We start from the raw sequence: 26,359 nt of genomic DNA on the forward strand, positions 1-26,359 counted from the left end.
GGGATCTCGTTGCTGACCCATTTGTCATAGGTCGCCGGATCGGAGGTGCGCAGCATCATGTCCTCGACCCAGTCGGTCGCGGGCCAGCCCGTGGCGCCCCCCGACCCCAGCCCGATGCACCAGGGCGTTTCACCCTCGGCGGCGATCTGTTCGGTCAGCGCCTTCAGCTCTTCCATCGAGGTGGGCACCTCATAGCCCGCGTCGGCGAAGTTTTCCGGCACGTACCAGACCAGCGACTTGACGTCGGATTTGTAGAAGAACCCGTAAAGCGCGTCCTTGCCGTCCTTGCCCTTGAAGGTGCCCAGATCGACCCAGGATTGCCCGGCGGCGTAATTGTCCTTGACCCATTGCGCCGTTTCGGCGGGCAGCGGCGTCAGATAGCCCTTGGCCGCCAGATCGGAGGCCAGCCCCGGCTGCGGGAAGACGGCGACATCGGGGGGGCTTCCGGCCTCGGTGTCGATGACGATCTGCTGCTCGAAACTGTCGGAGCCGGAATAGTTGACGGTGGCGCCCGTGGCCTCTTCGAAATAGCCGATGACGCTTTCGAACAGCGCCTGGTCGGGGCCCAGCCAGGGGCCGAAGACGGAAATCGTCTCGCCCTTCAGGTCGACCTGCTTGAGGGATTCGTAGCTGTCCCAGTTGAACGCGCCTTCGCCGGGGGTGAAGGGCAGATGCGATGCCGCCTGCGCCATGCCGACGCCGAGCGCCAGAAACGCCGCGCCCGACCAGAGTGCCGTTTTCATGTTCATTCCTCCCAAAATGATCGCCCGTGCCCGACAGGGGCCGACCGAGGAGATCGCCCGAGCCAAAGCGCTTTGGATTGTTTGAAATGTGTCGCATTGAATCTGGGCTGTCAATCACGCGATGTCGGGCGCGCCATCACGGCCGCGCCCGAAGCTTTGCGGGATGCTGCCTTCATCTTTCTTTGACCTTCGGCGGCGCGGGCCGTAGGATCGCCGCGCTCAAAGCGGTTTGGAAAAGCGGGCGCGCGGCGCATGAAGCTGAAGGATCTGGCACAGCACCTGGGGTTGTCGCAAACCACGGTCAGCCGTGCGCTGAACGGCTATCCCGAAGTCAGCGAAGCCACCCGGCAAAGGGTGCTGGATGCCGCGCGGCAGCACCATTACCGCCCCAATACCCGCGCCCGCGGGCTGGCCACGGGGCGCGCGATGGCCATCGGTCATGTGATTCCGCTGTCGAGCAAATACGAAATGGTCAATCCCGTCTTCGCCGATTTCATCGCCGGTGCCGGAGAGACCTATTCCGCGCGCGGCTATGACATGGTGATGTCCGTCGTGGCCGACGGCGAGGAGGAGCGCGCCTACGTGCAGATGGCGGGCAAGGGGCTGGTCGACGGGCTCCTGGTCCATGCGCCACGCAGCGCGCAGGACGCGCGGATACCCCTGTTGCAGCGGCTGGGACTGCCTTTCGTGGTGCACGGCCGCGTGGGCGACGCGCAGGATTTTTCCTGGCTCGACATCGACAACGCGCGCTCGTTCCAGCGCGCGACCGAGCTGCTTCTGGATCTGGGGCATCGGCGCATCGCGCTGATCAACGGGCTCGAATTCATGGATTTCGCTGCGCGACGGCGGCGCGGCTATCTGGCGGCGCTTTCGGGGCGCGGCGTTGCCGCCGACCCTGCCCTGATGCAGGCCCGCGAAATGACCGAGCCCTATGGCTTTCGCGCCGCGCAGCAGATGCTGGCCCTGCCCGACCCGCCAAGCGCGTTCGTGGTGTCCTCCTACATCACCGCGATGGGCGTGCGGCGCGCGCTGAGCGCGGCCGGGCTGGAGCTGGGGCGCGACGTGTCGGTCGTGACGCATGACGACGATCTGTCTTACCTGTCCAATCAGGGCGAGGTGCCGATTTTCACCGCCACGCGGTCCTCGGTGCGTCAGGCCGGGCGGCGCTGCGCCGAGATCGTGCTCGGGCTGATCGGCTCGGAGGCCGCCGCCCCGGTTCAGGAACTGTGGGAAACCGAGCTGACGCTGGGGCTGTCGACCGGCCCCTACCGGCCCGGCGGCGGCGCGCGTCGGCCCCCTCCTCACGGGCCGCTTGCGTCCCCGGTCCGGCGGGCCGGTTCATGACGGGGCGCATCGGCAACACCCGGGCCGATTTTCCCGCCGATTTCCTGTTCGGCGCAGCCACCTCGGCCTATCAGATCGAAGGCCACGCCTTCGGCGGGGCGGGCCCCTGCCAATGGGACAGTTTCGCCGCGACCCCCGGCAATGTCGTCCGGGGCGAAGACGGGGCACGGGCCTGCGATCATTATCACCGCTACCCCGAGGATCTGGATCTGGTGAAGGAGGGCGGCTTCGACTGCTACCGGTTTTCCACCAGCTGGGCGCGGATCCTGCCCGATGGCCGCGGCACCCCCAACGCGGCGGGGCTGGATTTCTACGACCGGCTGACCGACGCGCTGCTGGAACGCGGGCTCAAGCCTTGCGTGACGCTCTATCACTGGGAACTGCCGAGCGCGCTGCGCGACATGGGCGGCTGGCAGAACCGCGACATCGCGGGCTGGTTCGCCGATTTCGCTCAAATTGTCATGGGGCGCATAGGCGACCGGATGTATTCCGCCGCCACCATAAACGAACCCTGGTGCATCGCCTGGCTGGGTCATTTCAGCGGCGACCACGCGCCCGGCCTGCGCGATATCCGCGCCACGGCCCGCGCGCTGCATCATGTGCTGCTGGCCCATGGCCGCGCCGTCGAGACGATGCGGGCCATGGGTATCGGCAATCTCGGCGCCGTCTGCAATTTCGAACATGTGCTGCCAGCGGGCCCCACCGACGCCGATGCGGCCGCGGCGGACAGGTATGACGCCATCTTCAACCGTTTCTTCCTGTCGGGCATGTTCCACCGCCGCTATCCCGATCAGGTGCTCGCCGGGATCGGGCCCTATCTGCCGCGGGGATGGCAGGATGATTTCGTCACCATCGGCGCGCCGGTCGATTGGGTCGGGCTGAATTATTACACCTGCAAGCGCATCGCACAGGCCCCCGGCCCCTGGCCTGCGCTGACCGAGGTGCCGGGCGCTTTGCCGAAAACCGCGATGGGCTGGGAAATCCACCCCGAGGGGCTGCGCTATTTCCTCAACCGGGTGCGCGACGAGTTTACCGGCGATCTGCCGCTTTTCGTGACGGAAAACGGCATGGCCGGGGACGACGCGATCCGCGCGGGGCGGGTGGATGACGCCGCGCGTGTCGCCTATCTCGACGCGCATCTGGGTGCGGTGCGCCAGGCGATCGCTCAGGGCGTGCCGGTGCGGGGGTATTTCGTCTGGTCGCTGCTGGACAACTACGAATGGGCGCTCGGCTATGACAAGCGGTTTGGGCTGGTCCATGTCGATTTCGAAACCTTGCAGCGGGTCCCCAAAGCATCCTATCACGCATTGAAACAGGCGTTGCAGCGCTCGGCGGCGCAGGATGTGAAAGTGACCTGATGAAAGATCTTCCCGCAGACCGGTACAGCCTCGTGGCCGATATCGGGGGCACCAACACGCGCGTCGCCCTGGCCGAGGGCAAGCGCCTGGTCGCAGGCAGCATCAAGCGCTATCGCAACGCCGACCATTCCGATCTGGAATCGGTGCTCAACCTCTATCTGGCGGCCATGGGGGGCGTGGATTGCGCGGGGGCCTGCGTGGCCGTGGCGGGGCCGGTGCGCGACGGCGTGGGCTCGATGACCAATCTGGACTGGACCATCGACACCCGCACGCTGGCCAGGGCGACCAGGGCGGAAACCGTGGCGATCCTGAACGATCTTCAGGCGCAGTCCTATGCGCTCGCCTTTCTCGAGCCGTCAAAGACGCCCTGCGTCCTGGATGCTCCCGCCGCCGTGACCGCCGCCACCAACGCGCCGCGTCTGGTGATCGGGATCGGCACCGGATTCAATGCGGCGCCGATCCACGAAACCGCCAATGGCACGCGCTATTCCGCTCCCTCGGAATGCGGTCATGCCAGCCTGCCCGTCATCACCGACCACGAAATTGCCCTCGCCCGCCATATCGAGGCGGAACAGGGGTTTTGCGCCGTGGAGGACGTGCTGTCGGGCCGCGGGCTTGAACGGGTTTACGGCTTTCTTTCGAGGGACGCCGACGCGACGGCTCCGGCGTTGATGGCGGCCGACATCATGCAGGCCGCCGCGGCGGATGCGACCGGCACCGCCCGCCGGGCGGTCGGGCTTTTCGTGTCGATGCTGGGACGCGTGGCGGGGGATCTGGCGTTGATCCACCTGCCCTATGGCGGCGTCTATCTCGTCGGCGGCGTGGCCCGCGCGGTGACGCCCTATCTCGCATCCTGCGGCTTTGCCGAGGGGTTCCGCGACAAGGGGCGGTTCAGCGCCTTCATGCAGAACTTCCCGGTCTCGGTGATCGAGGATGACTACGCCGCGCTTCTGGGATGCGCGGCCTTTCTGGAAGAGTGCGACTGAGCCGGGCGCCGCGCGGCACGGTGCCGGGGTCAGCCCGCGGCCGCGCGCAGGCGCCCGATCTCAGTCGGCGGGTACTTCGAACGTCAAATTCGCCCAGAGCGATTGCCACACCGCGCCCATCTCCTGCACGGCCTGCCTGTCCGGCTGGCGGAAGACGACCGCATCGACCATGTAGATATGGCCCGGGCGCACGTCGATGGTTGCCTGCCCCTTGTCGTCGGTGCGGTAGACCGTGATCTCGATGGTGCCGTCGGGGGCCTTTTCATACATTTCCAGCTGCGTGTTCCGGCGCGGCTTTCCCTGATAGAGGACGGTCAGGGGAAACTTGCCGCCCAGATCGTCGGTGTAGGGGTTGGCGTTGGCCACGATTTCGGTTTCCAGGCCGTATTCACGGTCCGACCCGGCGCCATCGCCCACCGCCACCAGCGTCTTGGCGAACCGCGAAAAGGCTTCGGTGAAGCCGAACTCCGGCAGTCCGCGCTTCTTGTTCTCCTCCAGCGCCCAGGCGAAATCCTTGTGGGTGACGAAGGACTTGAAGGTTTCGGCGTCCTTGTAGACCAGCCGCTGGTTCGTGGATTGGTGGATCAGCACGTAAAGGCCCGGCGCGTCGGTCTTGACGCTGGCGGCGGGCACATCGCCCAGCCGCCCCTCGATGGGCGCAACGGTGTCGCCCCTGGCATAGTCGAAGCGGACGAACCCTTTCGGCATGTAGCTGTAGACGCCACCCTTGAACTTGGACCCGACGCGGATGTCGGCCTCTATCGTGTCGCCGGGCGCGACCTCGAAGTCACGGGGCTGCAACCAGAATTCATGTGCATTGACCGGAAGGGAGGCAACTGACACAAAAAGTCCCAGCAGGCAGGCGGACCATTTTTTCATAAGGCATCCATCACATGAGCTATCGCCGCAGCGTTGCCCAGACACTGGCAACTGGGACCGCAATGTCAAGGCATGCGCTAAGATTGGCGATCACGTTCGTGCTTGTCACGCTGGGCACGGCGCTGCCCGCGGCCGCGCATGAGGTGCGCCCGGCCATCGGCGATTTCACCGTCGGCGCCGAGCAGGTGGATCTGAGCATCCGCCTGACCATCGAGGCAATCCTCGCCGATGTCGATCTGAGCGAGATCACCGATACGAACGACTCCGAAAACGCGAGCGATTACGATAGCTTGCGCGCGCTTCCTGGAAAAGAGATCGAAGCGCGCGTCGCCCGGCGCTGGGACCGGATCGCGCCGGGGTTCAAGGCCGTCGTCGAGGGTGTCGCCCTGCCCGCGCAGCTTGTCGCTGTGTCGGTGCCCGACCCGGGCGACACCAGCCTGGCGCGCGATAGCCATCTCACGCTGCGCTTCGATCTGCCGCCGGGCGACGGCGCGGTGGAGCTGGGCTGGATCGCGGCCTACGGCCCGCTCGTGCTGCGCCAAAGCGGCCCGGAGGAAACCGCCTTCACCGGCTATCTGACCGGCGGAAAGCTGACGCCGCCGATCCCGCGTACCGGCAGCGCCAAGAAACCGGCATGGGGCGTCTTTCTCGATTACATCGGCATCGGCTATATCCATATCGTGCCGCTGGGGCTCGACCACATCCTTTTCGTGCTGGGCCTGTTCCTGCTGTCGGCCCGGATGCGGCCGCTTCTGATCCAGATCACCAGCTTCACGCTTGCGCATACGGTGACGCTGGCGCTGGGGGTGCTGGGGATCGTCACCCTGCCCCCCGCCATCGTCGAGCCTCTGATCGCGGCCTCCATCGTCTATGTGGCAATCGAAAACATCTTGATGAAGGAGCTGAGCCCGTGGCGGCCGCTCGTGGTGTTCGGTTTCGGCCTGCTGCACGGACTGGGCTTTGCCGCGGTGCTGGGCGAAATCGGGCTCAACCCGGCGCAGTTCGTCCTCGGGCTGGTCGGGTTCAACATCGGGGTCGAACTGGGTCAGTTGTCGGTGGTGGCGGTCGCGTTTCTGGCCGTGGGGCTGTGGTTTCGCAACAAGCCCTGGTATCGCAGCCGTATCACCGTGCCGGCGTCGCTGGTGATCGCCGCGATCGCCGCGTTCTGGGTGGTGCAAAGAACGGTGCTGTGAGCGATCCCGCGTCGCGGGTCAGACCGTGACCACCAGCCTGTCCGACAGGCGGATGGTCACGCGCAGACCGGGGTTGGAAATCACGGTGATCGATCCGCCGTGTTTTTCCGTCATGCTGCGGATCATCCGCCACCCCAGCGACGAAGAGCGTTCCGGCCGGTCGGTCCCGTCGGGCAGACCGACGCCGTCATCCTCGACCACCAGGAAAAGGCAGTTGTCTTCGCCCCTGCGGAAGCTCACGAAGAACGCGCCGCTCTTTCGGTCGGCATAGGCGTGTTTCATCGCATTGGTCATCAACTCGCCGACGACCAGCCCCACGTCGATCGCCGCCCCGCTGGTCAGGTAAAGATCATCGCCCTCCACCGTCGTGCTCAGCACGAGTGAAGGGTTGGAAAACGCCTTTTTGGTATGATCCACCACGTCGCGGATCAGCGGCAGAATCGGCAGCTTGTCCCCTTCGTCGGACCGCTGAAGCTGCTCGTGCACCTTCACGATCGCGTTGATGCGCCCTTCCAGGTCGGTCAGCACGCTTTTGGTTTCCTGTTCCGTCGCGGACATGCGGCTGAGCCGGACCAAACCGTTGACCAGCGCCAGATTGTTGCGGGTGCGGTGGTGAATTTCCTCGATCAGCAGATCGCGGTCGGCCAGCGCCTTCATCAGATCCTGATTCTGACGTGCCAGCGCCGCGGCCGGGTTGTCCCGTTCCAGCGATCGAACCGCCTGCCGGGCCTGTCGCTCCGCCGAGGGAAGCTCCGCCGCGGGCAGCGACGACAGGAAACCGGCGGTCACCTCCGTGCCTTTGGGGCCGGTGTCGATCTCGAACAGATCGGCCATCCGGTGCACGCCTTTCAGGCCAAGACCCAACCCGCGCTCAGAGCTGACGGGCTCCGCCTGGTGCGGGTTCTTGAGCAGCCGTTCCACCGCCTCAATGCCCGGTCCGCGGTCATTCACCACAGCGCGCAGCCCCACGCGGTTCTGCGCCTGGTAAAGCGAAAAGCCGATCCGCCCGCCGCCGCCGTGCTGCATCGCGTTGCGTGCCAGTTCCAGCCAGGCGGTGACCACCCGCGTCTGCCCGTAGGATCGGAACCCCAGCGCGCGCGTCAGCTGCTGGCCGACCTGGCGCACGCGCACGATGTCCTTGTCTTCGGTGACGTTCATCTCGGTCAGCGCGCTCATCGGGCCGTCTTCCAGATGCCCATGCGCGCCACGACGATGCCCGCGTCGTCGCGTCCGCGGAAATTGTCGCGCAGGATCGCACCGGCCACCGCAAGCGGGGACGCACGATAAAGTGCGGGCCGCGCCTCGATGTTGCGCAAGGTGGTGATGCCGTCACTGTGCATGATGATCATATTGCCGGGATCGAGCTCGCTTGTCTCCACCAGCGGGCTGCGCGGCGTGCCGCCCAGCCGTCCGTCGCGCGAGGGGACGCGCTTGACCTGCCGTGGGCCCAGACGCAGCGTCGAGATATTGCCGAGGCCGGCATGGATCATCTTCCGATCCTTCGGCGAGATCCGGCAAAGCGCCGCCACCGCGCCGCGCGTGGCGGTCAGATCATCCGACAGATCGGCGATGATCGCGCCCGGATCGGTCCGCGGATGCTTGAGGAATTGCCGCGCCGCCAGTTCCGAGGCTTCCGCCGCGCTGGCGCCGTGGCCCAACCCGTCGCAGAGGAAAAGCTCCGCCGTGCCGCCGTGTTCGCGTACTGCCCAGCTGTCGCCGCAGATCGTCTCTCCCGGGTGGTTCACCCGGATCGCGGCCACATCCGTGCCGCCGTCGGGGCGATAGGGGGTCTTGCCGTCCTCGAATTCGCAGGCGACGACGGTGCCCAGGTCGGGTTCGGTCAATACGTCGAAGCGATCCGACAATCGCTGCATCGCGCCCAGCCCGGTGCCGGAGCTGCCCGCGGTGCTGACGCCGTCTTCCATCATCCTGTCGAGCCGGGCGATCCCGGGGCCCTGGTCCATCGCCAGAATGACCAGCCGCCTGTGGCCGAAGATCGGCATCTGCTGCACCAGCAAGCGGCCTCGCCCGGCATGGCGCAGGATGTTGGTGCAGACCTCCGTTGCCACGATGGCGGCGCGTTCGGTCAGTTCCGGGCTGGCGCCCATGTCGGCCGCGACCCGCCGCAGGTGACGGCGGGCCTCCGCCACGGCGCTTGGTTCCTCGATGCGCAGCATGATGCCTACACAACCCCTATCATGCGCACTGTCGTGCCGGTTTCGCTGGACGAACGGATTTCGAACTCGTCGACCAGGCGACGTGCGCCCCCCAGTCCCTTTCCCATCGACCGGACGGAGCTGAACCCGTCGCTGAGCGCCTTGTCGATATCGGCGATGCCCGGCCCCTGATCGGTGCAGACCACGCTGACGCGCGTGGGCCGCCCCTCGTGGACGAAGACCGACAGGCTGCCGCCGCCGCCGTGCATCACCGCGTTGCGGGCGATCTCGCTGACGGCGGTGACAAAGCGCGTCTTGCGGATCGCGCGCCCGCCGGCCGCATCGAACGCGGCGGAGACCTCGCGCCGTGCGAGGGCGACATCGCGGTCGCCCACCAGTTTCACCGATCCCACAAGCCGCCCGTTTCGTGGAATCATAGCTTCCGGCTGGACCGGATTTGCCGCAGCGCATGGTCGAGGGTCAACGCCGTACGGCTTTCATTGAGGTCCATTCCCAGCTCCACCAGCGTCATCGCGACGGCGGGACGCATTCCCACGATGTAGGTTTCCGCCGCCAACAGCCGCGCGATGCCCGAAAGCTGCGCGAGGATGCGGCCGACGAAGGTATCCACGATCTCGAGCGCGCCGATGTCGACGACCACGCCGCGCACCCCGGAGGAGGAGATACGCTCCGCCAGGGCATCCTGAAGCTCGATGATGTCGGTGTCGGTGATGTCGTCCTGGATCGAGACCAGAAGGACATCCTCGACCTTGTATATGGCCGCCGCGCTAGACAACTTGGCCCACCGATTTGCCGTCGCGCGTGGTGATCGTGTAGCCGACCCGCTCGAATGCGCGCACCAGTGCGGTGCGGATGGTGGACCGGGTGGTGACCTCGCCCACGTCGACGCCAAGCTGCACCATCGTCTGGGCGATCTTGGGGCTGATGCCGCTGATGATGCATTCCGCGCCCATCAGCCGCACGGCCGCGGCCGTGCGCAGCAGATGCTGGGCGACCTGGGTGTCGACGGTCTGCACCCCGGTGATATCGACGATCACGACCTCGGCCTGATGCTTGACGATCGCCTCCAGCAGGCTTTCCATCACCTCCTGCGCGCGCAGGCTGTCGAGCGTGCCGATCAGCGGGATGGTCAGCACCTTTTCCCACAGTTCGACCACCGGGGTGGACAGTTCCATCATCTCATCGCGCTGGCGGGCGATCACGGCCTCTTTTTCGGCCAGGAACATTTCGTTGGTGAACAGCGCAAAGGCATCGACGATGCGCCCGAACAGCAGGATTTCCTCGAGCATCTGGTCGGGCTTCTTGGCCAGGCGGGCGCGCAGGCGACCGAAGACCGGCACTTTCAGCGACAGCACGAACGCCGCCATTTCGCCGGGTTCCACCCCGCGTCCGACGCGTTCGCTGGTGATTTCGTCCAGCACGCCGCGCATCTCGTTCCAATGGTCGTCTTCCAGATCGAAGCCTTCCATCGTCACCCCTGTCGAGATGCCCGAGCGGAAGGATTTCAGCAGACTGCGCGTATGCTCGCGAATTTCACCGTCGGAGAAGAGGTCCGGACGGCGGATGCCCTCGGATTTCTGGACCTCGAGCCAGGCCTTGAGCACGGCGTTGAAATCCTCATCAAGTATGCCAAGAACTTCGTTCATACTCTTTGTCATATCGTTCCTTCCGCAACACGGACGCATGCGCCCGATACTCTGCCTACACCTGTTTCCCTATGGCATTTAGCGCAGGGGATTGGAATAGAGGTTCAGGTATCGCGGCCAGGCATATGGTCACGCACCGCGCCGATCTGCGGGCTTTTCTGTGACATGACGGCCACAATAATTCGGTTCCAAAGCTTGTTTTCAGGAACATTGGCCGAGCCGCCCCCGTTAATGACACAATACCGCCCTGCTGGCAGCGCATTTTCCGGGTCACATCGATCCCAGGCGCCTCACCAGAAGGCGCGGAGGAGAGATGCAACGGGCCCCAGGGCTCAGCAAAGGAACAGGCGAATGACTTCCAGAAGCAAGCGCGACGCGCCCCCGAAGACAGCCAAGCCCGAAATCCCCGAACGCAGGTTCCGGTCGAACGCGAACCGCAAGCCCGCCGATGAAGCGGCGCGCCCGGAATTCATCTTTACCGACTGGGCCAGCATCTGAGCCGTGTCGCCTGATCCGTCATCCGGCCGCACGCTTCGGCGCGCTTCCGGTCCGATGCGGATCTCGACGCCGCCCGAACGCGAAAAGCCGCCCCCGAAGGAACGGCTTTTGCAGATGACGACGGCCTGGTCCGGGCCTGTGGCTCAGCCGACCAGTTCGAGGCCCGAGAAGTAGAACGAGATCTCTTCAGCCGCGGTTTCCGGCGCGTCCGATCCGTGGACCGAATTCTCGCCCACGGATTCCGCGAATTCGGCGCGGATGGTGCCCGCAGCGGCGTCGGCGGGGTTGGTGGCCCCCATCACTTCGCGGTTCTTCGCGATGGCGCCTTCGCCTTCCAGGACCTGCACCACGACCGGGCCGGAGGCCATGAATTCGCACAGCTCGTCATAGAACGGCCGCTCTGCATGGACGGCGTAGAACTGCCCGGCCTGCGCCTTGGTCAGCTGGATGCGCTTTTGCGCGACGATGCGCAGGCCGGCTTCCTCGAACTTGGCGTTGATCTTGCCGGTCAGGTTGCGCTTGGTCGCGTCGGGTTTGATGATGGAAAGCGTGCGTTCGGTTGCCATGCTCTTGCCTTTTCAGTCTCATGAGGTGCGGGACAGGGCCCCGGCTGCGATTTTTGCGGGGCCCGGCCCCGACGGGGATTGGGATCGCGGCTGCCTAACACGCGTCCCCGAACTTGAAAAGCTGCGATTGACGCCCTCATGCGGCTGGGGCACACACCGCCCATGCTACGTATGTCAGATCTCAGTTATTCCGTCGAAGGCCGTCCCCTGCTGGAAGAGGCCTCCGCCACCATTCCCACCGGCCACAAGGTCGGCGTCGTGGGGCGCAACGGCACCGGCAAGACCACGCTGTTCCGGCTGATCCGGGGGGAGCTGACGTTGGACGGCGGCACGATCACCCTGCCCCAGCGCGCGCGCATCGGCGGTGTCGCGCAGGAGGTTCCCGGCAACGAGGTGTCGCTGCTCGACACGGTGCTGGCCGCCGATACCGAGCGCGCCAGCCTGATGGCCGAGGCGGAAACCGCCACCGACCCGCATCGCATCGCCGAGATCCAGACCCGGCTGGCCGATATCGACGCCTGGTCGGCCGAGGCGCGGGCCTCGGCGATCCTCAAGGGGCTGGGGTTCGAGTATGACGAACAGCAGATGCCCTGCTCGGCCTTTTCGGGCGGCTGGCGGATGCGCGTGGCGCTGGCGGCGGTGCTGTTTTCGCAACCCGATTACCTGCTTCTCGACGATCCGACGAACTATCTGGATCTCTAATGCGCGCTGTGGCTGGAAAACTATCTGGCGCGCTATCCCCATACGGTTCTGATCGTCAGCCACGACCGCGCGCTTCTGAACCGCGCGGTCGGCGGCATCCTGCATCTGGCCGACCGCAAGCTGACCTATTACACCGGCAACTACGACCAGTTCGCCCGCCAGCGCGCCGAACAGCGCGCGGTGCAATCCGCGCAGGCCAAGAAGCAGGAGCTTCAGCGCGCGCATCTGCAAAGCTTCGTCGATCGTTTCAAGGCAAAGGCCAGCAAGGCCAAACAGGCGCAGAGCCGCGTCAAGATGCTGGAAAAGATGGAAACCATCCGCGTGCCCGAAGATGCCGCGCGCACGGTCTTCACCTTTCCCGAGCCGGAGGAGCTGTCGCCGCCGATCATCGCGACCGAGGGTGTCAGCGTCGGATATGACGGCACGCCGGTGCTGCGCGATCTGAACCTGCGCATCGACCAGGATGACCGCATCGCGCTGCTGGGGCGCAACGGCGAGGGCAAGTCGACCCTGTCGAAACTGCTGTCGGGCCGGCTGGAGGCCCTGGGCGGCACGATGACCGTCGCCAACAAGCTGCGCATCGGCTTTTTCGCGCAACATCAGGTCGATGAGCTGCACGTGGAGGAAACGCCCCTGCAACATCTGCTGCGCGCCCTGCCCGACCAGATGCCCCCCAAACTGCGCGCGCGGCTGGCGGGTTTCGGCCTGGGTGCCGCGCAGGCGGAAACCGAGGTCGGGCGACTGTCGGGCGGGCAGAAGGCGCGGCTGTCGTTGCTGCTGGCGACGCTGGACGCGCCGCATCTGCTGATCCTCGACGAACCGACGAACCACCTGGACATCGAAAGCCGCGAGGCGCTGGTCGAGGCGCTGACCGCCTATTCCGGCGCGGTGATCCTGGTCAGCCACGACATGCATCTGCTCAGCCTGGTGGCGGATCGACTGTGGCTGGTCAGCAAGGGCCGCGTGATGCCGTATGAAGAGGATCTGAACGCCTACCGCAAGATGCTGCTGACGCCGGTGACCGCGGACAAGCCCGCCAAGAAGGCCAAGAAAACGGCCCCCCCGCGCAAGAAGCAGCTGAGCCGCGACGAGGTTCTGGCGCTGAAGGCCGATGTGCGCAAATGCGAATCGCGCGTGGAAAAGCTGACCGAAATGCGCGACAAGCTGGACAAGAAGCTGGCCGACGCCGCGCTCTACGTGCGCGGGCGCGAGGGCGAGGCGGAGGTCTGGCAAAAGAAACACGCCGAGGTGATCGCGGGGCTCGGCCGCGCGGAAACGATGTGGATGCAGGCGTTGGAGCGGCTGGAACGCGCGGAAGGCTGACCGATGGATACCAATCTGCTGATCACGGCCTTCACCACGCTGTTCGTGATCATCGACCCCATCGGGCTGACGCCGCTGTTCGTGGCGCTGACACCCGGCGCGACCCGGACCGAGCGGCGCTCGATCGCGCTGCGCGCCTGCCTGATCGCCGTCGGGGTGCTGACCCTCTTCGCGCTGTTCGGTGAGGCGGTGCTCCAGTTCGTGGGCATTTCCATGCCTGCTTTCCGTATCGCGGGCGGAATCCTGCTGTTTCTGACCGCGCTCGACATGCTGTTCGAGCGGCGCACCCAGCGGCGCGAGGACAAGGTCGAAGCGCAGCTCGACGATCCATCGGCCTTTCCCCTGGCGATTCCGCTGATCGCGGGGCCGGGCGCGATCGCGTCGATGATCCTGCTGGGCGGGCGCGCCGGCGGCGATCTGGCCGGGATCGGCTGGATCATACTTGTAATGATTTCCGTGATTTCGGTGGTTTTCGTGTTGTTTCTGGGCGGATCGCTGCTGGAACGCGCGCTCGGGCGCATGGGCATCAACATCGTCACGCGTCTGTTGGGAATGCTGTTGGCTGCATTGTCGGTGCAGTTCGTGGTGGACGGGTTGCGCGAAGTACTCCTTAATGTCGGATGACATTCGCAATCCTGCGCGGCTGCCCTATATGTAAAGGCAAGTCGAACCGGAGGTTTCATGACCGCAGACGACATTGCCAACCTGAGCTATCTGAGCCTTCTTGGCATCGCCATCGCGGGGTATTTCATCATTGCAAACCGCAATGCCCTGGGCCGGATGATCCAGTTCGCGGCGCTTTGGGGCATGATCTTCGTCGGGGTCGTGGCCGCCGCCGGGCTGTGGGATGACCTGCAATCGCGCGTCGTTCCGCGTCAGGCGGTCTTCGCCAGCGAGGGCCGGATCGAAGTGCCGCGCAGCAGCGACGGGCATTATTACCTGACCCTGACGATCGACAACACGCCCGTGCGTTTTGTCGTCGATACCGGCGCCACGGATATCGTGCTGTCGCGCCAGGATGCGGTGCGGCTGGGGTACGACATGAAGAACCTCGGCTTCATCGGGTCGGCGCAGACGGCCAATGGCCGCGTGCGGACCGCGCGGGTCAAGCTCAAGAACGTCCAGGTCGGCGATATCACCGACGGATCGCTCTCCGCCTGGGTGAATGAGGGCGAGATGGACAAATCCCTGCTGGGGATGGCCTATATCAACCGTTTCAACCGGATCGAAATCGCCGACAGCAAACTCGTGCTGACGCGCTAGGCGCAGATGGCGCGCGCCCTCGGGCGGCTCCTCGGAGCGCGCGCGCCGACGCTCAGCCCGCGCCCTGCCCTGGGCGGTTTCCCGTGCCGGGTTCGCTACCGGTCTGCGCCTTGCGTTCCCACCTGCCCGATTCCTGGCTCCAGTATTGGGCGGCGGCGCCCGCTGCTGTCAGATCCTTCCATTGGCCGCGCGCGAATTGCACCGCGGCCGGATCGGCACCGTCGAAGATGATGCAGCAGCGCCGATAGCGCGCGACCTCTGCCGCATCCAGTGTCGCGCCCTGCACGGTCATCAGGCATTGCGCATCATTGGCGGCCACGTCGCCCGCGGCGCCCGTGCCCAGCAGAACCGGTTGCGCCGCGTCCATCGGGCCCCCGGCCAGCCCGTGCGGCAGAAAGCTGTCGGCGGGGTCGGCCCAGAGCTGTTCGTCGAGCCGCCGCATGACCGGATCGGAGGTGCCGCGCACCAGAACGCGCCAACCTGCCTTGCGCGCGCTGCCGATCAGCCTGGGCAGCGCGCTTTGCAGGGTGTCCCGCGTCAGGTGATAGAAATAGGCCGATCCCATTGGCGGCGCCCTACCCCTCGTATCGGTCGCGGATCAGCCGGTCGAGCGCGCGCACACCCCAGCCCGTCGCCCCCTTGGGCGCGAAATCGGTGTCGGTCTTGACCGAGGCCGTGCCCGCGATGTCGAGGTGTATCCAGGGCACGTCCTTCTTGACGAAACGTTGCAGGAACTGCGCCGCGGTGATCGACCCGGCGGCGCGCCCGCCCACGTTCTTCATGTCGGCGATGTTGGATTTCAACAGCTTGTCGTAGGCCTCGCCCAGCGGCAGCCGCCAGGCGCCCTCGCTCTCCTCCTTCGCGGCGTCGAGGAAGGCATCGCAAAGCGCGTCGTCGTTGGAAAAGACGCCCGACATCTCGTTGCCCAGACCGACGATGATCGCCCCGGTGAGCGTGGCGAGGTCGATCACGCCGGTCGGATCGAACCGTTCCTGCGCGTACCACAGCACGTCCGCCAGCACGAGCCGGCCCTCCGCGTCGGTGTTGATGACCTCGATCGTGTCGCCCTTCATCGACTTCACCACATCGCCGGGGCGTTGGGCGCGGCCGTCGGGCATGTTCTCGACCAGACCAACCAGACCCACGACATTGGCCCTGGCCTTGCGCAGCGCCAGCGCGCGCATCACGCCCGACACCACGCCCGCGCCGCCCATGTCCATCGTCATGTCCTCCATGCCGCCCGCGGGCTTGAGGGAGATGCCGCCGGCGTCGAAGACCACGCCCTTGCCCACCAGCGCGAACGGCTTTTCGTCGCCGCCGCCCTGCCATTGCATCACGACGACCTTGGAGGGGCTTTCGGACCCCATGCCGACGGCCAGCAGGCTACGCATGCCCAGCTTTTCGAGGGCGGCCTCGTCCAGCACCTCGACCTTGAGGCCCAGCCCGGTCATTTCCGCCAGCTTGTCGGCAAAGGCGGTGGTGGTCAGCACATTGGCCGGCGCGTTGACCAGATCGCGGGTGAAGAACACGCCCTCGGCCACCGCCCGGAGCTGTACGAACGCATCGCGCGCGGCCTCGGGGTCGGCCAGGTGAAAGGTGACGGTGCCGACGTCGGGCGCGGGGTCGTCGTCCTTGCGGCTGCGGTGGTCGGTGAACTCATAGGCGCGCAGGCTCAGCCCGTAGGCGAGCTCGGCGGCGGCGATCCACCCGTCGGCCAGCACCGACAGATCGCCCGTTCCGCGCAGCCTGGCCAGCGCCGCGCCTGCCTTGCGCGCGGCGGCGGGCATCTTGTCCTTCCGCGAAAGCTTGACCAGCACGACGGCCTCCGCCTCCATCCCCGAGGGGTGGGAGAACACATGCGCGCCGCCCTCCTCGAGCTTCTCGAACGCCTTGCTGTCGACGAACCGCTGCAAGCTGCCGCGCGTCAGCGAATTCACCCGCTTGCCGGCCCGGTCCATCTTGCCCTCGGGGGTGACGAAAACCGCGACCCGCCCGGCGAGGGGCTTGATGCGATCGGTGTCGTAGGCTGCGAATTCAATCCGGGCGAGGTCAGTCATGGTGGCATCCTGTTTTGTGATCGCCACATAGGTAGCGGCTTGCGAAACCCTTGGCCAGTTATCAGTTTTCGGCCTCGAGGAAATCCGCTAGGTTCGCCGCAAGAGGCAGGAACCGACAGGAGAAACGGTGTCGACATTCGACCGATACATGCTGTCGCGGCTCACGGTGACTTTCGGCTTTTTCGCGTTGATCCTGGTGACCGTCTACTGGATCAACCGTGCGATCACCCTGTTCGACCGGCTGATTTCCGACGGTCAGACCGCCTGGGTCTTTCTGCAATTCACCGCGCTGACCCTGCCCAACCTGATCCTGCTGGTGCTGCCGGTCGCGGCCTTCGTCGCCACGCTCTATGTGACCAACCGCCTTGCCTCCGACAGCGAGATGGTCGTCCTGCAGAGCGTCGGCATGTCGGCCTACCGGCTGATCCGCCCCGCGGTCTATTTCGGCCTGTTCGTCACGCTGGTCATGGCGATCCTGGCGCATGTGCTGGTGCCGCTCAGCCGTACCGTGCTGGCCGAACGCCAGGCCGAGGTCGCGCGCGACGTCACCGCGCAATTCCTGACCGCCGGTCAGTTCCTGCACCCGGCCGAGGGCGTCACCCTCTACATCCGTGACATATCCGAGCTGGGGGAGCTGCTGAACGTGCTTTTGTCGGACCGTTCGGACGCGGCGACGCAGACGCTTTACCTGGCCGACCGCGCGCTGATCGTGCGGACCGAGGACGGCCCCCGCTTGGTGATGTTCGACGGTCAGGCCCAGACGCTGAACACCGCCGACCGCAGCCTGTCGACGGTATCATTCGCGGATTTCAGCTATGATCTGGGCAGCCTTGTGGGGACCGCCGACAGCGGGAATGTCTCGTTGCAGTCGCTGTCCACCGGCCGGTTGCTGCGCGCGTCCGCCGCCGACATGGCCGCCACCGGCGAGGGGCGCGGCGTCTTCCGCGCCGAGGCGCACGCGCGCCTGGCGCAACCGCTGCAGGGGCTGGTGATGTCGGTGATCGGCGTCGCGGCGCTGATGCTGGGCCGGTTCAGCCGTTTCGGCGTCGGGCCGCAGATCCTGCTGGCGGTGGTTCTGGTGATCCTGGTGCAGATGCTCAGCAATCTCGCGATGGACATGTCGCTGGCCAACGAAGCGCTCTGGCCGCTGCTTTACGCGCCCGCGGCGCTGGGGGGGATCATTGCGCTGGCCATGCTGTGGATCGCATCCAGCCCGCCGCTGTTCAGACGGCGCCGGGCGGAGGGCGCGGCATGATCCTGCACCTCTATTTCGTGCGCAAGTTCATCTATTCCTTCGCGCTGGTCTTCGCGGTCTTCCTGTCGATTACCATGCTGATCGACATGGTCGAGCAGATCCGCCGCTTCAAGGGCAGCGAGATCGGCCTGTCCGATGCCTTTTGGCTGGCACTGCTGAACGCGCCCGAGAACCTTTACCGCATCCTGCCGCTGCTGGTCATCCTGGCGACGCTCAACCTGTTTCTGGCGCTCGCGCGGACGAGCGAGCTGGTCGTGACGCGCGCGTCGGGACGCTCCGCCCTGCGCAGCCTTGCGGGGCCGGTGATCGCGGCGGCGCTGCTCGGTGTCTTCGCCGTGGCCGTCGGCAACCCGATCGTCGCCGCGACCTCCAAGCAGTACGAGGCCGTCAGCGGCCGCTATGCCAACGGCGTCGCCAACGTCTCCTCGATCAGCCGCGAAGGGCTCTGGCTGCGTCAGGGCGGCGCGCAGGGGCAGACGGTGATCCATGCCAAGCGCGCCAATCTCGACGGCACCCGGCTGATCGGCGCGACCTTCCTTGCCTTCGGCTCCGACGGTGCGCTGATCTCCCGCGCGGAGGCCGAGACGGCGGAGCTGACGCAAGGCCAGTGGGTGTTGAGCGATGCGAAGAGCTGGGAGTTCACAGGCGCGCTGAACCCCGAACGCACCGCCCGGGTGGAGCCGCGGCTGCACATTGCCTCGGATCTGACGCGCGACGGCATCCGCGAAAGCTTCGGCACGCCCTCCTCGATCCCGATCTGGGACCTGCCCGGCTTTATCGGCCGGATGGAACGCGCAGGCCTTTCGGCGACCCAGCACCGGGTCTGGTTCTGGTCGGAAATGGCGCAGCCCGTGCTGCTGGTCGCGATGGTTTTGATTGCGGCCAATTTTACCATGCGTCATACCCGTTTCGGGCGCACGGGAATGATGATCCTGCTGGCGTTGCTGTTGGGCTTCGGTGTCTTCTTCCTGAAGAATTTCGCGCAGGTCCTTGGGGAGAATGGTCAAATTCCGGTACTACTTGCAGCATGGAGCCCCCCGCTGGCGGGCGTGTTACTGTCGCTGGGACTGTTGTTTCACACGGAGGATGGCTGATGGCCGGATTTCGCCGCCTGATCTGCGCCGCGCTCTTCGCGGCGCTCGCGGGGTCGGCCCATGCGCAGGAACCCGCGGCGACACTCGTGGCCGACAGCATCTCGCTCGATGGAAATGCCTCCGTGACGGCGTCGGGCAATGTCGAGGTGCTGTATCAGGGCACGCGGCTGCGCGCCTCTTCGGTCCGCTATTCGCAGCAGGACAATCGCCTGATCATCGAAGGCCCGCTTTACCTGGTCGAGGGCGGGAACCAGGTGCTGGTGGCCGACATGGCCGCGCTGGACCGCGACTTGCAGAACGGTGTGATCCGCGGCGCGCGGCTGGTGCTGAACCAGCAGCTGCAAATCGCCGCGGTGGAGGCCAACCGCATCAACGGACGGTACACGCAGCTCTATAAATCCGTCGCCTCCTCCTGCCAGGTCTGTGTCGGCAACCCCGTGCCCCTGTGGGAAATCCGCGCCAAGGAAATCATCCACGACCAGCGCGAGCGGCAGCTCTACTTCAACGAGGCGCAATTCCGCCTGGCCGGGGTGCCGATCGCCTATCTGCCGCGCCTGCGCCTGCCCGACCCCACGCGGGAACGGTCCACCGGCCTGCTGATCCCGCGTGTGCGCACCACCAACAAGCTGGGTACCGGGCTGAAGCTGCCCTATTTCATCGCCATCGGGGACGACAAGGATCTGACGCTGACGCCCTATTTCACCTCGTCGGGGGCGCGCTCGCTCGACGCGCGCTACCGGCAGGCGTTCAACTTCGGCAGCATCGAGATCAACGGCGCCACCACGCATGACGATCTGGTGAACGGGCACAACCGCGGTTATCTTTATGCGACCGGCGCCTTCGACCTGCCGCGTGATTTCAAGCTCAGCTTCAACCTGGAGCGTGTCAGCGACGCGCAATATCTCGTTGATTACGGGCTGGAAGATCAGGACCGGCTTGAAAGCGACATCGCGCTGACGCGCACCCGCCGGGGCGAGCATATCGGCCTGAACCTGATCCAGTACGAATCCCTGCGCAGCACCGAAACCAATGCGTTGCTGCCCACACTCGTGGGGGAGGCCACGTACCGGCGGCGGTTCTCGCCGCGTTTCATCGGCGGCCAGCTCGATCTGGCGGTCGAGGCGCTGAGCTTCCGGCGCAGTTCCGACCGCGACGTGCTGGGCCGCGACGTCAGCAGCCTGCGCAGCAGCCTGGACTGGCGGCGCAGCTGGACCTACGGCAACGGCATCGTCGGCGCCGCCCAGGCCCTGATGACCGCGGATTACTACAATTTCAACCAGGACAGCACCTTCAGCAGCACCGCCAACCGGGCCGTCGTGCAGGGCGCGGTGGAGCTGCGCTGGCCGATGGAACGCAGCATCGGCAACGTGCGCCATGTGATCGAGCCGGTCGTGCAGCTGATCGCGGGGAGCGACGACAACGTCGGGGTGCCGAACGAGGATGCGCTGCTGGTGGAATTCGACGAGGGCAACCTGTTCGCGCTCAGCCGGTTTCCCGGCAAGGATGCCTATGAACGCGGCCTGCGGGCCAATGTCGGCATCGGCTGGACCCGCTACGACCCCGCCGGCTGGTCGCTGGGCACCACGGTGGGCCGCGTGATCCGCGCCAACGATCCGTCGCAGTTCACCGGCGCGACGGGGCTGGACGGGCAATTGTCCGACTGGCTGGTCACCACCCGGCTGGACAGCGACCGCGGGCTCAGCCTGATCAACCGCGCCGTCTTCGACGACAACCTGTCGTTCGCCAAGAACGAGCTGCGCCTGCGGTTCAGCAATGATTTCGTGTCCCTTGCGTCCAGCTACATCTGGCTGGAAGCGGATATCGCTGAATCGCGGCCCATCGACACCTCTGAGGTCGCGCTGGAAGCCACCTATGAGATCGCGCGCAACTGGTATGCGACGACCGACGTGCGCTACGATTTCCGTGCCGACCGCGCCAGCCAGACGGCGCTGGGGCTGGGGTATCGCAACGAATGCATCACGGTTGATCTTTCCGTCTCGCGCCGCTACGCCTCGATATCGAATGTCGCGGCAACCACGGATTTCGGCTTTTCGGTGGCGCTGAACGGTTTCGGTGCATCGCGCGACGGACGTGCCTATCGGCGCAGTTGCATTAAATAGAACCTGGCGGAGCGTTAGCATGAAGTTTTCCCGTATTCTGATGTCCGCCTCCGTGGCACTGGCCTGCCTGTCGGTGCCGCTGGCCGCGACCGCGCAATCGGGGCAGTTCACGCCGGTGGTCAAGGTTAACGACCGCGTCATCACCCGGTTCGAGATCGACCAGCGCGCACGCCTGTTGAAACTGCTGCGCGCGCCGGGCGATCCGCAGGTCGAGGCCCGCAAGGGCCTGATCGACGAGCGTCTGCAATTGCAGGCCGCGGCCAAGGCCGGGATCAAGATCACGCCTGAGGAAATTCAGGCCGGGATGGAAGAATTCGCAAGCCGCGCCAACCTGTCGGCCGCGCAATTCGTCAAGGCGATCGGCCAGGGCGGCGTGGATGAGCAGACCTTCCGCGATTTCGTCCTGGCCGGTCTGGCCTGGCGGCAGCTGGTGCGCAGCCGCTTCGGTTCCAAGGCCAATGTGTCCGAACGCGACGTGGACCGCGCGCTTGCCAACAGCACGGGCGGCAGTGCGCTGCGCGTCCTGATGTCCGAGATCATCATCCCCGCGCCGCCGCCGCGCGCGGCCGAAGTGGCGGCGCTGGCCGCGCGGCTGTCGTCCAGCCTCAAGACCGACGCGGCCTTCGCGCAGGCCGCAACGAAATACTCGGCCGCACGCACCCGGACCGCGGGCGGCAAGCTGCCCTGGACCCCGCTGGCCGATCTGCCGCCGCAGCTGCAACCGATCATCCTGGCGCTCAAGCCCGGTCAGGTGTCGCAGCCGATCCAGTTGGCCGAGGCGGTGGCGATCTTCCGCCTGCGCGCGCTGGAGGAAATACCGGGCTCGAAATCCGCCGCCGCCGGAGGCAGCGTCGACTACGCCCAATTCATCGTGCCGGGCGAGTCGCTCGCGCGCTCGCGCGCAGCTGCGGCCGTGATCCAGGGGCGCATCGATACCTGCGACGATCTCTACACCGCCTTGAAATCCAGCCCGAACAAGGGTTTCACCCGCGCGACCGCCAAGATCGCCAGCCTGCCCGGCGATGTGGCGCAGGAACTGGCGAGGCTGGATGCGAACGAGGTCTCGACCCGCTTGACCCGCTCGGGCGGACGCGACGTCTTGTTCGTGATGCTGTGCAGCCGGTTGCCGGAGTCGGCTGCGTCCGGCGATGTGGGCGACGGCGCCGACAAGGCGCGCGAAGCGGCCCGCAACGCGCTGGTCAACAAGCAGCTGGGCACCTATGCCAACCAATATCTGGCCGAGCTGCGCGCCGCCGCGATCATCACCGACCAATGAGCGCCCCCGTCGCGCTGACCTGCGGCGAACCCGCGGGCGTCGGCCCGGAACTGACAGTGCAGGCCTGGGCGCAGCTGCGCGACCGGCTGGCATTCTTCTGGATCGGCGATCCCGCGCATCTGCCCCCGGGCACGCCCGTCGCGCTGATCGACACACCGGACGCCGCCGCCGCCGCCTGTCCGCGCGCCCTGCCCGTCCTGCGGCACGACTTCGACGGCCCCGCGCGTCCCGGTCTGCCCCGGCCCGCCCATGCGCGGGGCGTGATCGAGGTCATCGAACGCGCCGTGGCGCTGGCTCGGTCCGGGGCGGCGGGCGCGATCTGTACCAATCCCATCCACAAGAAGGCGTTGAAGGATGGCGCGGGCTTCGCCCATCCCGGCCATACCGAATTTCTGCAGGCGCTGGCGGGCGCCGAGGGTGTGGTGATGATGCTGGCCTGCGCTGCGCTCAAGGTGGTGCCCGCCACGATCCATATTGCGCTCAGCCAGGTGCCTGCTCAACTGAACGCGGCCCTGCTGGAACGCACGATCCGCATCACCGATGCGGCCTTGCGCTCGGATTTCGGGGTTGCGGTCCCGCGGCTGGCCGTTTGCGGGCTGAACCCCCATGCGGGCGAAGGCGGCACGATGGGCCGGGAGGAGATCGAGACGATCATTCCCGTTCTCGACGCGCTGCGGGCCGAAGGTTTCGCGCTGTCGGGCCCGCTGTCGGCCGACACGATGTTCCACCCCGCCGCGCGGGCGCGCTATGACGCGGCCATCGCGATGTACCACGATCAGGCGTTGATCCCGATCAAGACGCTGGATTTTTCCAAGGGTGTCAATGTCACGCTGGGGCTGCCTTTCGTGCGGACCTCGCCGGATCACGGCACGGCCTTCGACATTGCGGGTCAGGGGCGCGCGGACCCCGACAGCCTGATCGAGGCGCTGATCCTCGCCGATGCGATGGCGCGCAGGCGCGGGGCCGGGTCCGTGCCCACGGCGGCGTCGTGACGGAGGTGCCGGATTTCGGCCGGGGCGGGCGCCATGCCCGGAATTGACGCCCTGCCCCCCTTGCGCCAGGTGATCGCCGATCACGGTCTTTCGGCGCGCAAGTCGCTGGGGCAGAATTTCCTGCTGGATCTGAACCTGACCGCGAAGATCGCGCGACAGGCGGGCGATCTTTCGGGCTGCGATGTGCTGGAGGTCGGCCCCGGTCCCGGCGGGCTGACCCGCGGCTTGCTGGCCGAGGGGGCGCGGCGCGTGCTGGCGGTGGAAAAGGATACGCGGTGCCTGCCCGCGCTGTCCGAAATCGCCGGGGCCTATCCCGGCCGGTTGCAGGTTGTGAACGCCGACGCGCTGGACCTTGACGCGCGCGCCCTGCTGACCCCCCCCATCCGCATCGTGGCGAACCTGCCCTACAACGTGGGCACCGAATTGCTGATCCGCTGGCTGACGCCGCCTGAATGGCCGCCGTTCTGGGACAGCCTGACGCTGATGTTCCAGCGCGAGGTGGCCGAGCGTATCGTGGCAGTGCCGGGGCGCAAGGCCTATGGGCGGCTGGCCATCCTGGCGCAATGGCGCTGTCATGCGCGGATCGTGATGGATCTGCCGCCGCAGGCCTTCATCCCCGCGCCCAAGGTGCATTCGTCGGTGGTTCACCTGACCCGCCGCGACAGCCCGCTCGCCCCCGCCGATCCGGCCATGCTGGAACGGGTGACGCGTGCGGCCTTCGGCCAAAGGCGCAAGATGCTGCGCGCCTCGCTCAAGGGGCTGTCCCCCCGTATCGAGGAGATCCTGCAAGACGCGGGGATCGAACCAACAGCGCGCGCCGAGACCGTGTCCATCGAAGGTTTCTGCGCGCTGGCCCGAGCGCTGGCCTGAAGCGCTGGCCCGAGCGCTCGCCCTGACTGCTCATGCGGTCCCAACTGCGCAATGGGGGGCGGCCCCTGGCGCATAAGCTGCCCGTCCCGCTGCCCTGTCCGCATCTGCCCGGCCCGCACCGTCCGGGCCTGTTCTGACATTGCAAGAGCGAAAGGCCCCCGCACCGGCAAGATGCGAGGGCCTTTCTCTGAAATTTGGCGGTCAGCGCCTTATTCGGCGGCTTCCGATGATCCGTTCGAGGGGGCGCCGTTCGGCCCTTCGTTCGGCCCATCGGCAGCCGTGTCGCCCGACCGAGACGCAGGTTTGGCGTCGGGCTTGACACGGGGCTTGCGCGCGCGGCGCGGCTTGGCGGCAGTTGCGTCGGTATCGTCGCTTTCGGCCGCCTGCGGCGTGGCGTCACGCTGCGCGTCGCCACGGTTCTCGGGCGTTTCCACCAGCCCGTGATCCGCGTCGGACCCTACGTCGAAGACATCGGCGCCATCTGCATCGGCCCCGGTCGCCGTCGCGGTCGCCGTCGCGGAAGCCTTCGCATCGGCGGGCTGTTTGTCGCCGGCGCGTTTCGCGCGCGGCTCCCGGCGCGGCTTCTTTGCCGCTGCCACCTCTTCGGACGCGGCATCGCCGCGATCGCCCGGCTGTTCCGCGCGCTCGTGTTGGCTCCGGGCGGCGGCGTTCTGATCGTCGCGCTGCTCGGCGCGGCGGCCTTCCTGGCGCCCATCCCCGCGGTCGTTCCGGCGCGGCTCCCGGCGCCGAGCAGGATCGCCGTTCCCCGTATCGGTGCTGCGCGGATCGTCGTGATCCTGCCGCCCCTGATCGCCGGCGCGCTGTGCGTTCGCGTTGCCGCCGTTCGCGTTGCCGTCACGGCCTTGCTCGGCCTCGGATCTGCGGTTCTGATCCTGATCGGGGTCGTCACGCTCTCTCTGGCGCTGCTGGTGCTGTTGCTGCTGCGCTTCCTGCTGTTCGCGCTTTGCCTCGGCCTCGCGCTGCGCCTCGCCCAGCATCCGCGTGTAATGCTCGGCGTGCTGCTGGAAATTCTCGGCCGCCACGCGGTCGTTGGACAGCTGCGCGTCGCGTGTCAGCTGCGTGTATTTCTCGATGATCTGCTGCGGCGTTCCGCGCACCTTGCCCTCGGGCCCGGAGCTGTCGAACACCCGGTTGACGATATTGCCCACCGAACGATTGTTATTGTTGTTGCGGTTCGACTTTGACCGCGATCGCGACTTGGATGATCTCATAGGTAAAGGGTCCGCCTATTTGGGCAGCAGCCGAAGTGTTCTGCATCAGTCTCGGACGAGCGATGAGTTTCGGCTTTTTGGCTTACAGACTGTGGGGGGGCTGCAAAGCAGCCCGACATCCCGCGCTTTTCAGTAACCATTCAGATAGGCGAGTTACAAGCAGAAAGAAGGTCGGATTGTCATTTTTTGGGTCCATTGTGCGGAATTGGATCGGTTCGAAGGTCGTTTTGGCGGGTTTCCGCAGGGATGTGCATTTTGCCGCTCCCTGCGCGCGGCAGGGGCTCAGCGGCGCAGGTGCACCACCCTGTCGCGCCCGTCCAGATCCTGCGCGACCCGCGCACCGCGAAGGCCCGCGCGTTCAAGCAGATCGCAGACCGCCGCGCCCTGTGCCGGACCGATTTCCAGCAACAGGCGCCCGCCGGGGCGCAGGAAGGGCACCACATCGCGCGCGATCACGCGATAGGCGTCCAGCCCGTCGCCGCCCGGTGTCAGCGCGGCGCGCGGTTCCCACAGGCGCGGCTCGGGGTCGAGGGTATCGAATTCGGCGGCGGTGACATAGGGCGGGTTGGCGACGATCAGGTCGAACCGGCCGCTGACCTGCGCCAGCCAGTCCGACACGCGCAGCGCCGCCCGCCGCGTCAGGCCGAGGGCGTCGGCATTGGCCTGTGCGACCCGCAGCGCGGCGGGCGACAGATCCACGCCCAGCCCGGTCGCGTCGGGCGTCTCTGCCAGCAGGCTCAGCAGGATGCAGCCGCTGCCGGTGCCGAGATCGAGCACCCGGTCAA

Annotated in this window: 25 protein-coding genes and 1 pseudogene; 14 read left to right on the top strand and 12 right to left on the bottom strand. The window is 66.5% G+C overall.

All coding sequences use genetic code 11. The features are described 5' to 3' along the window. The coding region (locus ACU0BR_RS07670) for an ABC transporter substrate-binding protein (protein WP_446156262.1) at positions 1–743 on the bottom strand (743 nt) is incomplete at its 3' end. 252 nt (positions 744–995) lie between these two features. Here ACU0BR_RS07670 and ACU0BR_RS07675 point away from each other — a divergent pair. The 3 genes from ACU0BR_RS07675 to ACU0BR_RS07685 are packed head-to-tail and all read left to right on the top strand — an operon-like array spanning position 996 to position 4,431. Then, on the top strand, positions 996–2,087 hold the full coding sequence (locus ACU0BR_RS07675; protein ID WP_446156263.1) for a substrate-binding domain-containing protein: 1,092 nt from the start codon (positions 996–998) through the stop codon (positions 2,085–2,087). After that, positions 2,084–3,445, top strand: coding sequence for a GH1 family beta-glucosidase (locus ACU0BR_RS07680; protein WP_446156264.1), 1,362 nt, complete (start codon positions 2,084–2,086; stop codon positions 3,443–3,445). The genes ACU0BR_RS07675 and ACU0BR_RS07680 overlap by 4 nt, the downstream gene beginning before the upstream one ends. Next, positions 3,445–4,431 (top strand): glucokinase, encoded by a 987-nt coding sequence (locus ACU0BR_RS07685; protein ID WP_446156265.1) that lies wholly within the window; start codon positions 3,445–3,447, stop codon positions 4,429–4,431. Before ACU0BR_RS07680 ends, ACU0BR_RS07685 begins: the two co-directional genes overlap by 1 nt. A gap of 60 nt (positions 4,432–4,491) precedes the next feature. Here ACU0BR_RS07685 and ACU0BR_RS07690 read toward each other — a convergent pair whose 3' ends face one another. Next, positions 4,492–5,310 carry a DUF4198 domain-containing protein gene (locus ACU0BR_RS07690; protein ID WP_446156266.1) on the bottom strand — a complete coding sequence of 273 codons (819 nt, stop codon included), beginning with the start codon at positions 5,308–5,310 and terminating at the stop codon, positions 4,492–4,494. 83 nt (positions 5,311–5,393) lie between these two features. Here ACU0BR_RS07690 and ACU0BR_RS07695 point away from each other — a divergent pair, with 83 nt between their 5' ends. Then, entirely contained in the window at positions 5,394–6,503 is a 1,110-nt protein-coding gene (locus ACU0BR_RS07695) for a HupE/UreJ family protein (RefSeq protein ID WP_446156267.1), read from the top strand. 18 nt (positions 6,504–6,521) lie between these two features. Here ACU0BR_RS07695 and ACU0BR_RS07700 read toward each other — a convergent pair whose 3' ends face one another. From ACU0BR_RS07700 to ACU0BR_RS07720, 5 genes are read right to left on the bottom strand one after another with little or no spacing between them, the layout of a single operon-like run. After that, positions 6,522–7,679: a sensor histidine kinase gene (locus ACU0BR_RS07700; protein ID WP_446156268.1), complete on the bottom strand. Its 1,158-nt coding sequence runs from the start codon at positions 7,677–7,679 to the stop codon at positions 6,522–6,524. After that, a complete protein-coding gene (locus ACU0BR_RS07705; protein WP_446156269.1) occupies positions 7,676–8,680 on the bottom strand; it encodes an ATP-binding protein in 1,005 nt (334 codons plus the stop codon). The genes ACU0BR_RS07700 and ACU0BR_RS07705 overlap by 4 nt, the downstream gene beginning before the upstream one ends. Before the next feature lie 5 nt (positions 8,681–8,685). After that, complete coding sequence (locus ACU0BR_RS07710; protein ID WP_446156270.1) at positions 8,686–9,096, bottom strand: ATP-binding protein; 411 nt, start codon at positions 9,094–9,096, stop codon at positions 8,686–8,688. After that, positions 9,093–9,455: an STAS domain-containing protein gene (locus tag ACU0BR_RS07715; RefSeq protein ID WP_446156271.1), complete on the bottom strand. Its 363-nt coding sequence runs from the start codon at positions 9,453–9,455 to the stop codon at positions 9,093–9,095. The genes ACU0BR_RS07710 and ACU0BR_RS07715 overlap by 4 nt, the downstream gene beginning before the upstream one ends. Further along, positions 9,448–10,326 (bottom strand): STAS domain-containing protein, encoded by an 879-nt coding sequence (locus ACU0BR_RS07720; protein ID WP_446156272.1) that lies wholly within the window; start codon positions 10,324–10,326, stop codon positions 9,448–9,450. Before ACU0BR_RS07720 ends, ACU0BR_RS07715 begins: the two co-directional genes overlap by 8 nt. A gap of 351 nt (positions 10,327–10,677) precedes the next feature. Here ACU0BR_RS07720 and ACU0BR_RS07725 point away from each other — a divergent pair, with 351 nt between their 5' ends. Next, positions 10,678–10,824 carry a hypothetical protein gene (locus ACU0BR_RS07725; protein ID WP_446156273.1) on the top strand — a complete coding sequence of 49 codons (147 nt, stop codon included), beginning with the start codon at positions 10,678–10,680 and terminating at the stop codon, positions 10,822–10,824. Positions 10,825–10,967: 143 nt separating this feature from the next. On the opposite strand, the gene ndk is transcribed toward ACU0BR_RS07725, so the two are convergent. Continuing rightward, positions 10,968–11,390, bottom strand: a complete 423-nt coding sequence (gene ndk, locus ACU0BR_RS07730) for a nucleoside-diphosphate kinase (protein ID WP_446156274.1) — start codon at positions 11,388–11,390, stop codon at positions 10,968–10,970. A 162-nt stretch (positions 11,391–11,552) separates the two neighbouring features. Here ndk and ACU0BR_RS07735 point away from each other — a divergent pair. The 3 genes and pseudogenes from ACU0BR_RS07735 to ACU0BR_RS07745 all read left to right on the top strand — a co-directional run bounded on the left by ACU0BR_RS07735 (position 11,553) and on the right by ACU0BR_RS07745 (position 14,678). Further along, positions 11,553–13,415: pseudogene (locus tag ACU0BR_RS07735) on the top strand (ABC-F family ATP-binding cassette domain-containing protein). Between the two features lie 3 nt (positions 13,416–13,418). After that, positions 13,419–14,039 carry a MarC family protein gene (locus tag ACU0BR_RS07740; protein WP_446156275.1) on the top strand — a complete coding sequence of 207 codons (621 nt, stop codon included), beginning with the start codon at positions 13,419–13,421 and terminating at the stop codon, positions 14,037–14,039. 57 nt (positions 14,040–14,096) lie between these two features. Further along, complete coding sequence (locus ACU0BR_RS07745; protein ID WP_446156276.1) at positions 14,097–14,678, top strand: retropepsin-like aspartic protease family protein; 582 nt, start codon at positions 14,097–14,099, stop codon at positions 14,676–14,678. A 52-nt stretch (positions 14,679–14,730) separates the two neighbouring features. On the opposite strand, the gene ACU0BR_RS07750 is transcribed toward ACU0BR_RS07745, so the two are convergent. Together ACU0BR_RS07750 and ACU0BR_RS07755 are read right to left on the bottom strand one after the other, a co-directional pair. Then, positions 14,731–15,243 (bottom strand): DNA polymerase III subunit chi, encoded by a 513-nt coding sequence (locus tag ACU0BR_RS07750; protein WP_446156277.1) that lies wholly within the window; start codon positions 15,241–15,243, stop codon positions 14,731–14,733. Between the two features lie 10 nt (positions 15,244–15,253). Further along, complete coding sequence (locus tag ACU0BR_RS07755; protein ID WP_446156278.1) at positions 15,254–16,735, bottom strand: leucyl aminopeptidase; 1,482 nt, start codon at positions 16,733–16,735, stop codon at positions 15,254–15,256. Between the two features lie 127 nt (positions 16,736–16,862). Between ACU0BR_RS07755 and lptF the strand changes: the two genes are divergently transcribed. The 6 genes from lptF to rsmA are packed head-to-tail and all read left to right on the top strand — an operon-like array spanning position 16,863 to position 24,342. Next, entirely contained in the window at positions 16,863–17,990 is a 1,128-nt protein-coding gene (gene lptF / locus ACU0BR_RS07760) for an LPS export ABC transporter permease LptF (protein ID WP_446156279.1), read from the top strand. Further along, entirely contained in the window at positions 17,987–19,084 is a 1,098-nt protein-coding gene (gene lptG, locus ACU0BR_RS07765) for an LPS export ABC transporter permease LptG (RefSeq protein WP_446156280.1), read from the top strand. Before lptF ends, lptG begins: the two co-directional genes overlap by 4 nt. Continuing rightward, positions 19,084–21,204, top strand: coding sequence for an LPS-assembly protein LptD (locus ACU0BR_RS07770; RefSeq protein WP_446156281.1), 2,121 nt, complete (start codon positions 19,084–19,086; stop codon positions 21,202–21,204). Before lptG ends, ACU0BR_RS07770 begins: the two co-directional genes overlap by 1 nt. A 19-nt stretch (positions 21,205–21,223) precedes the next feature. Then, positions 21,224–22,480: a peptidylprolyl isomerase gene (locus ACU0BR_RS07775; protein ID WP_446156282.1), complete on the top strand. Its 1,257-nt coding sequence runs from the start codon at positions 21,224–21,226 to the stop codon at positions 22,478–22,480. Continuing rightward, positions 22,477–23,472 carry a 4-hydroxythreonine-4-phosphate dehydrogenase PdxA gene (gene pdxA, locus ACU0BR_RS07780; RefSeq protein WP_446156283.1) on the top strand — a complete coding sequence of 332 codons (996 nt, stop codon included), beginning with the start codon at positions 22,477–22,479 and terminating at the stop codon, positions 23,470–23,472. Before ACU0BR_RS07775 ends, pdxA begins: the two co-directional genes overlap by 4 nt. Before the next feature lie 33 nt (positions 23,473–23,505). After that, complete coding sequence (rsmA, locus tag ACU0BR_RS07785) at positions 23,506–24,342, top strand: 16S rRNA (adenine(1518)-N(6)/adenine(1519)-N(6))-dimethyltransferase RsmA (RefSeq protein WP_446156284.1); 837 nt, start codon at positions 23,506–23,508, stop codon at positions 24,340–24,342. A gap of 209 nt (positions 24,343–24,551) precedes the next feature. Here rsmA and ACU0BR_RS07790 read toward each other — a convergent pair whose 3' ends face one another. After that, the gene (locus ACU0BR_RS07790) at positions 24,552–25,574 is read right to left on the bottom strand and encodes a DUF4167 domain-containing protein (protein ID WP_446156285.1); all 1,023 of its coding nucleotides are present in this window, start codon (positions 25,572–25,574) and stop codon (positions 24,552–24,554) included. Between the two features lie 282 nt (positions 25,575–25,856). Beyond that, on the bottom strand, positions 25,857–26,359 hold a 503-nt coding region (locus ACU0BR_RS07795; RefSeq protein ID WP_446156286.1), incomplete at its 5' end, for a N5-glutamine methyltransferase family protein.

The sequence above is a fragment of the Brevirhabdus sp. genome (assembly GCF_052826345.1).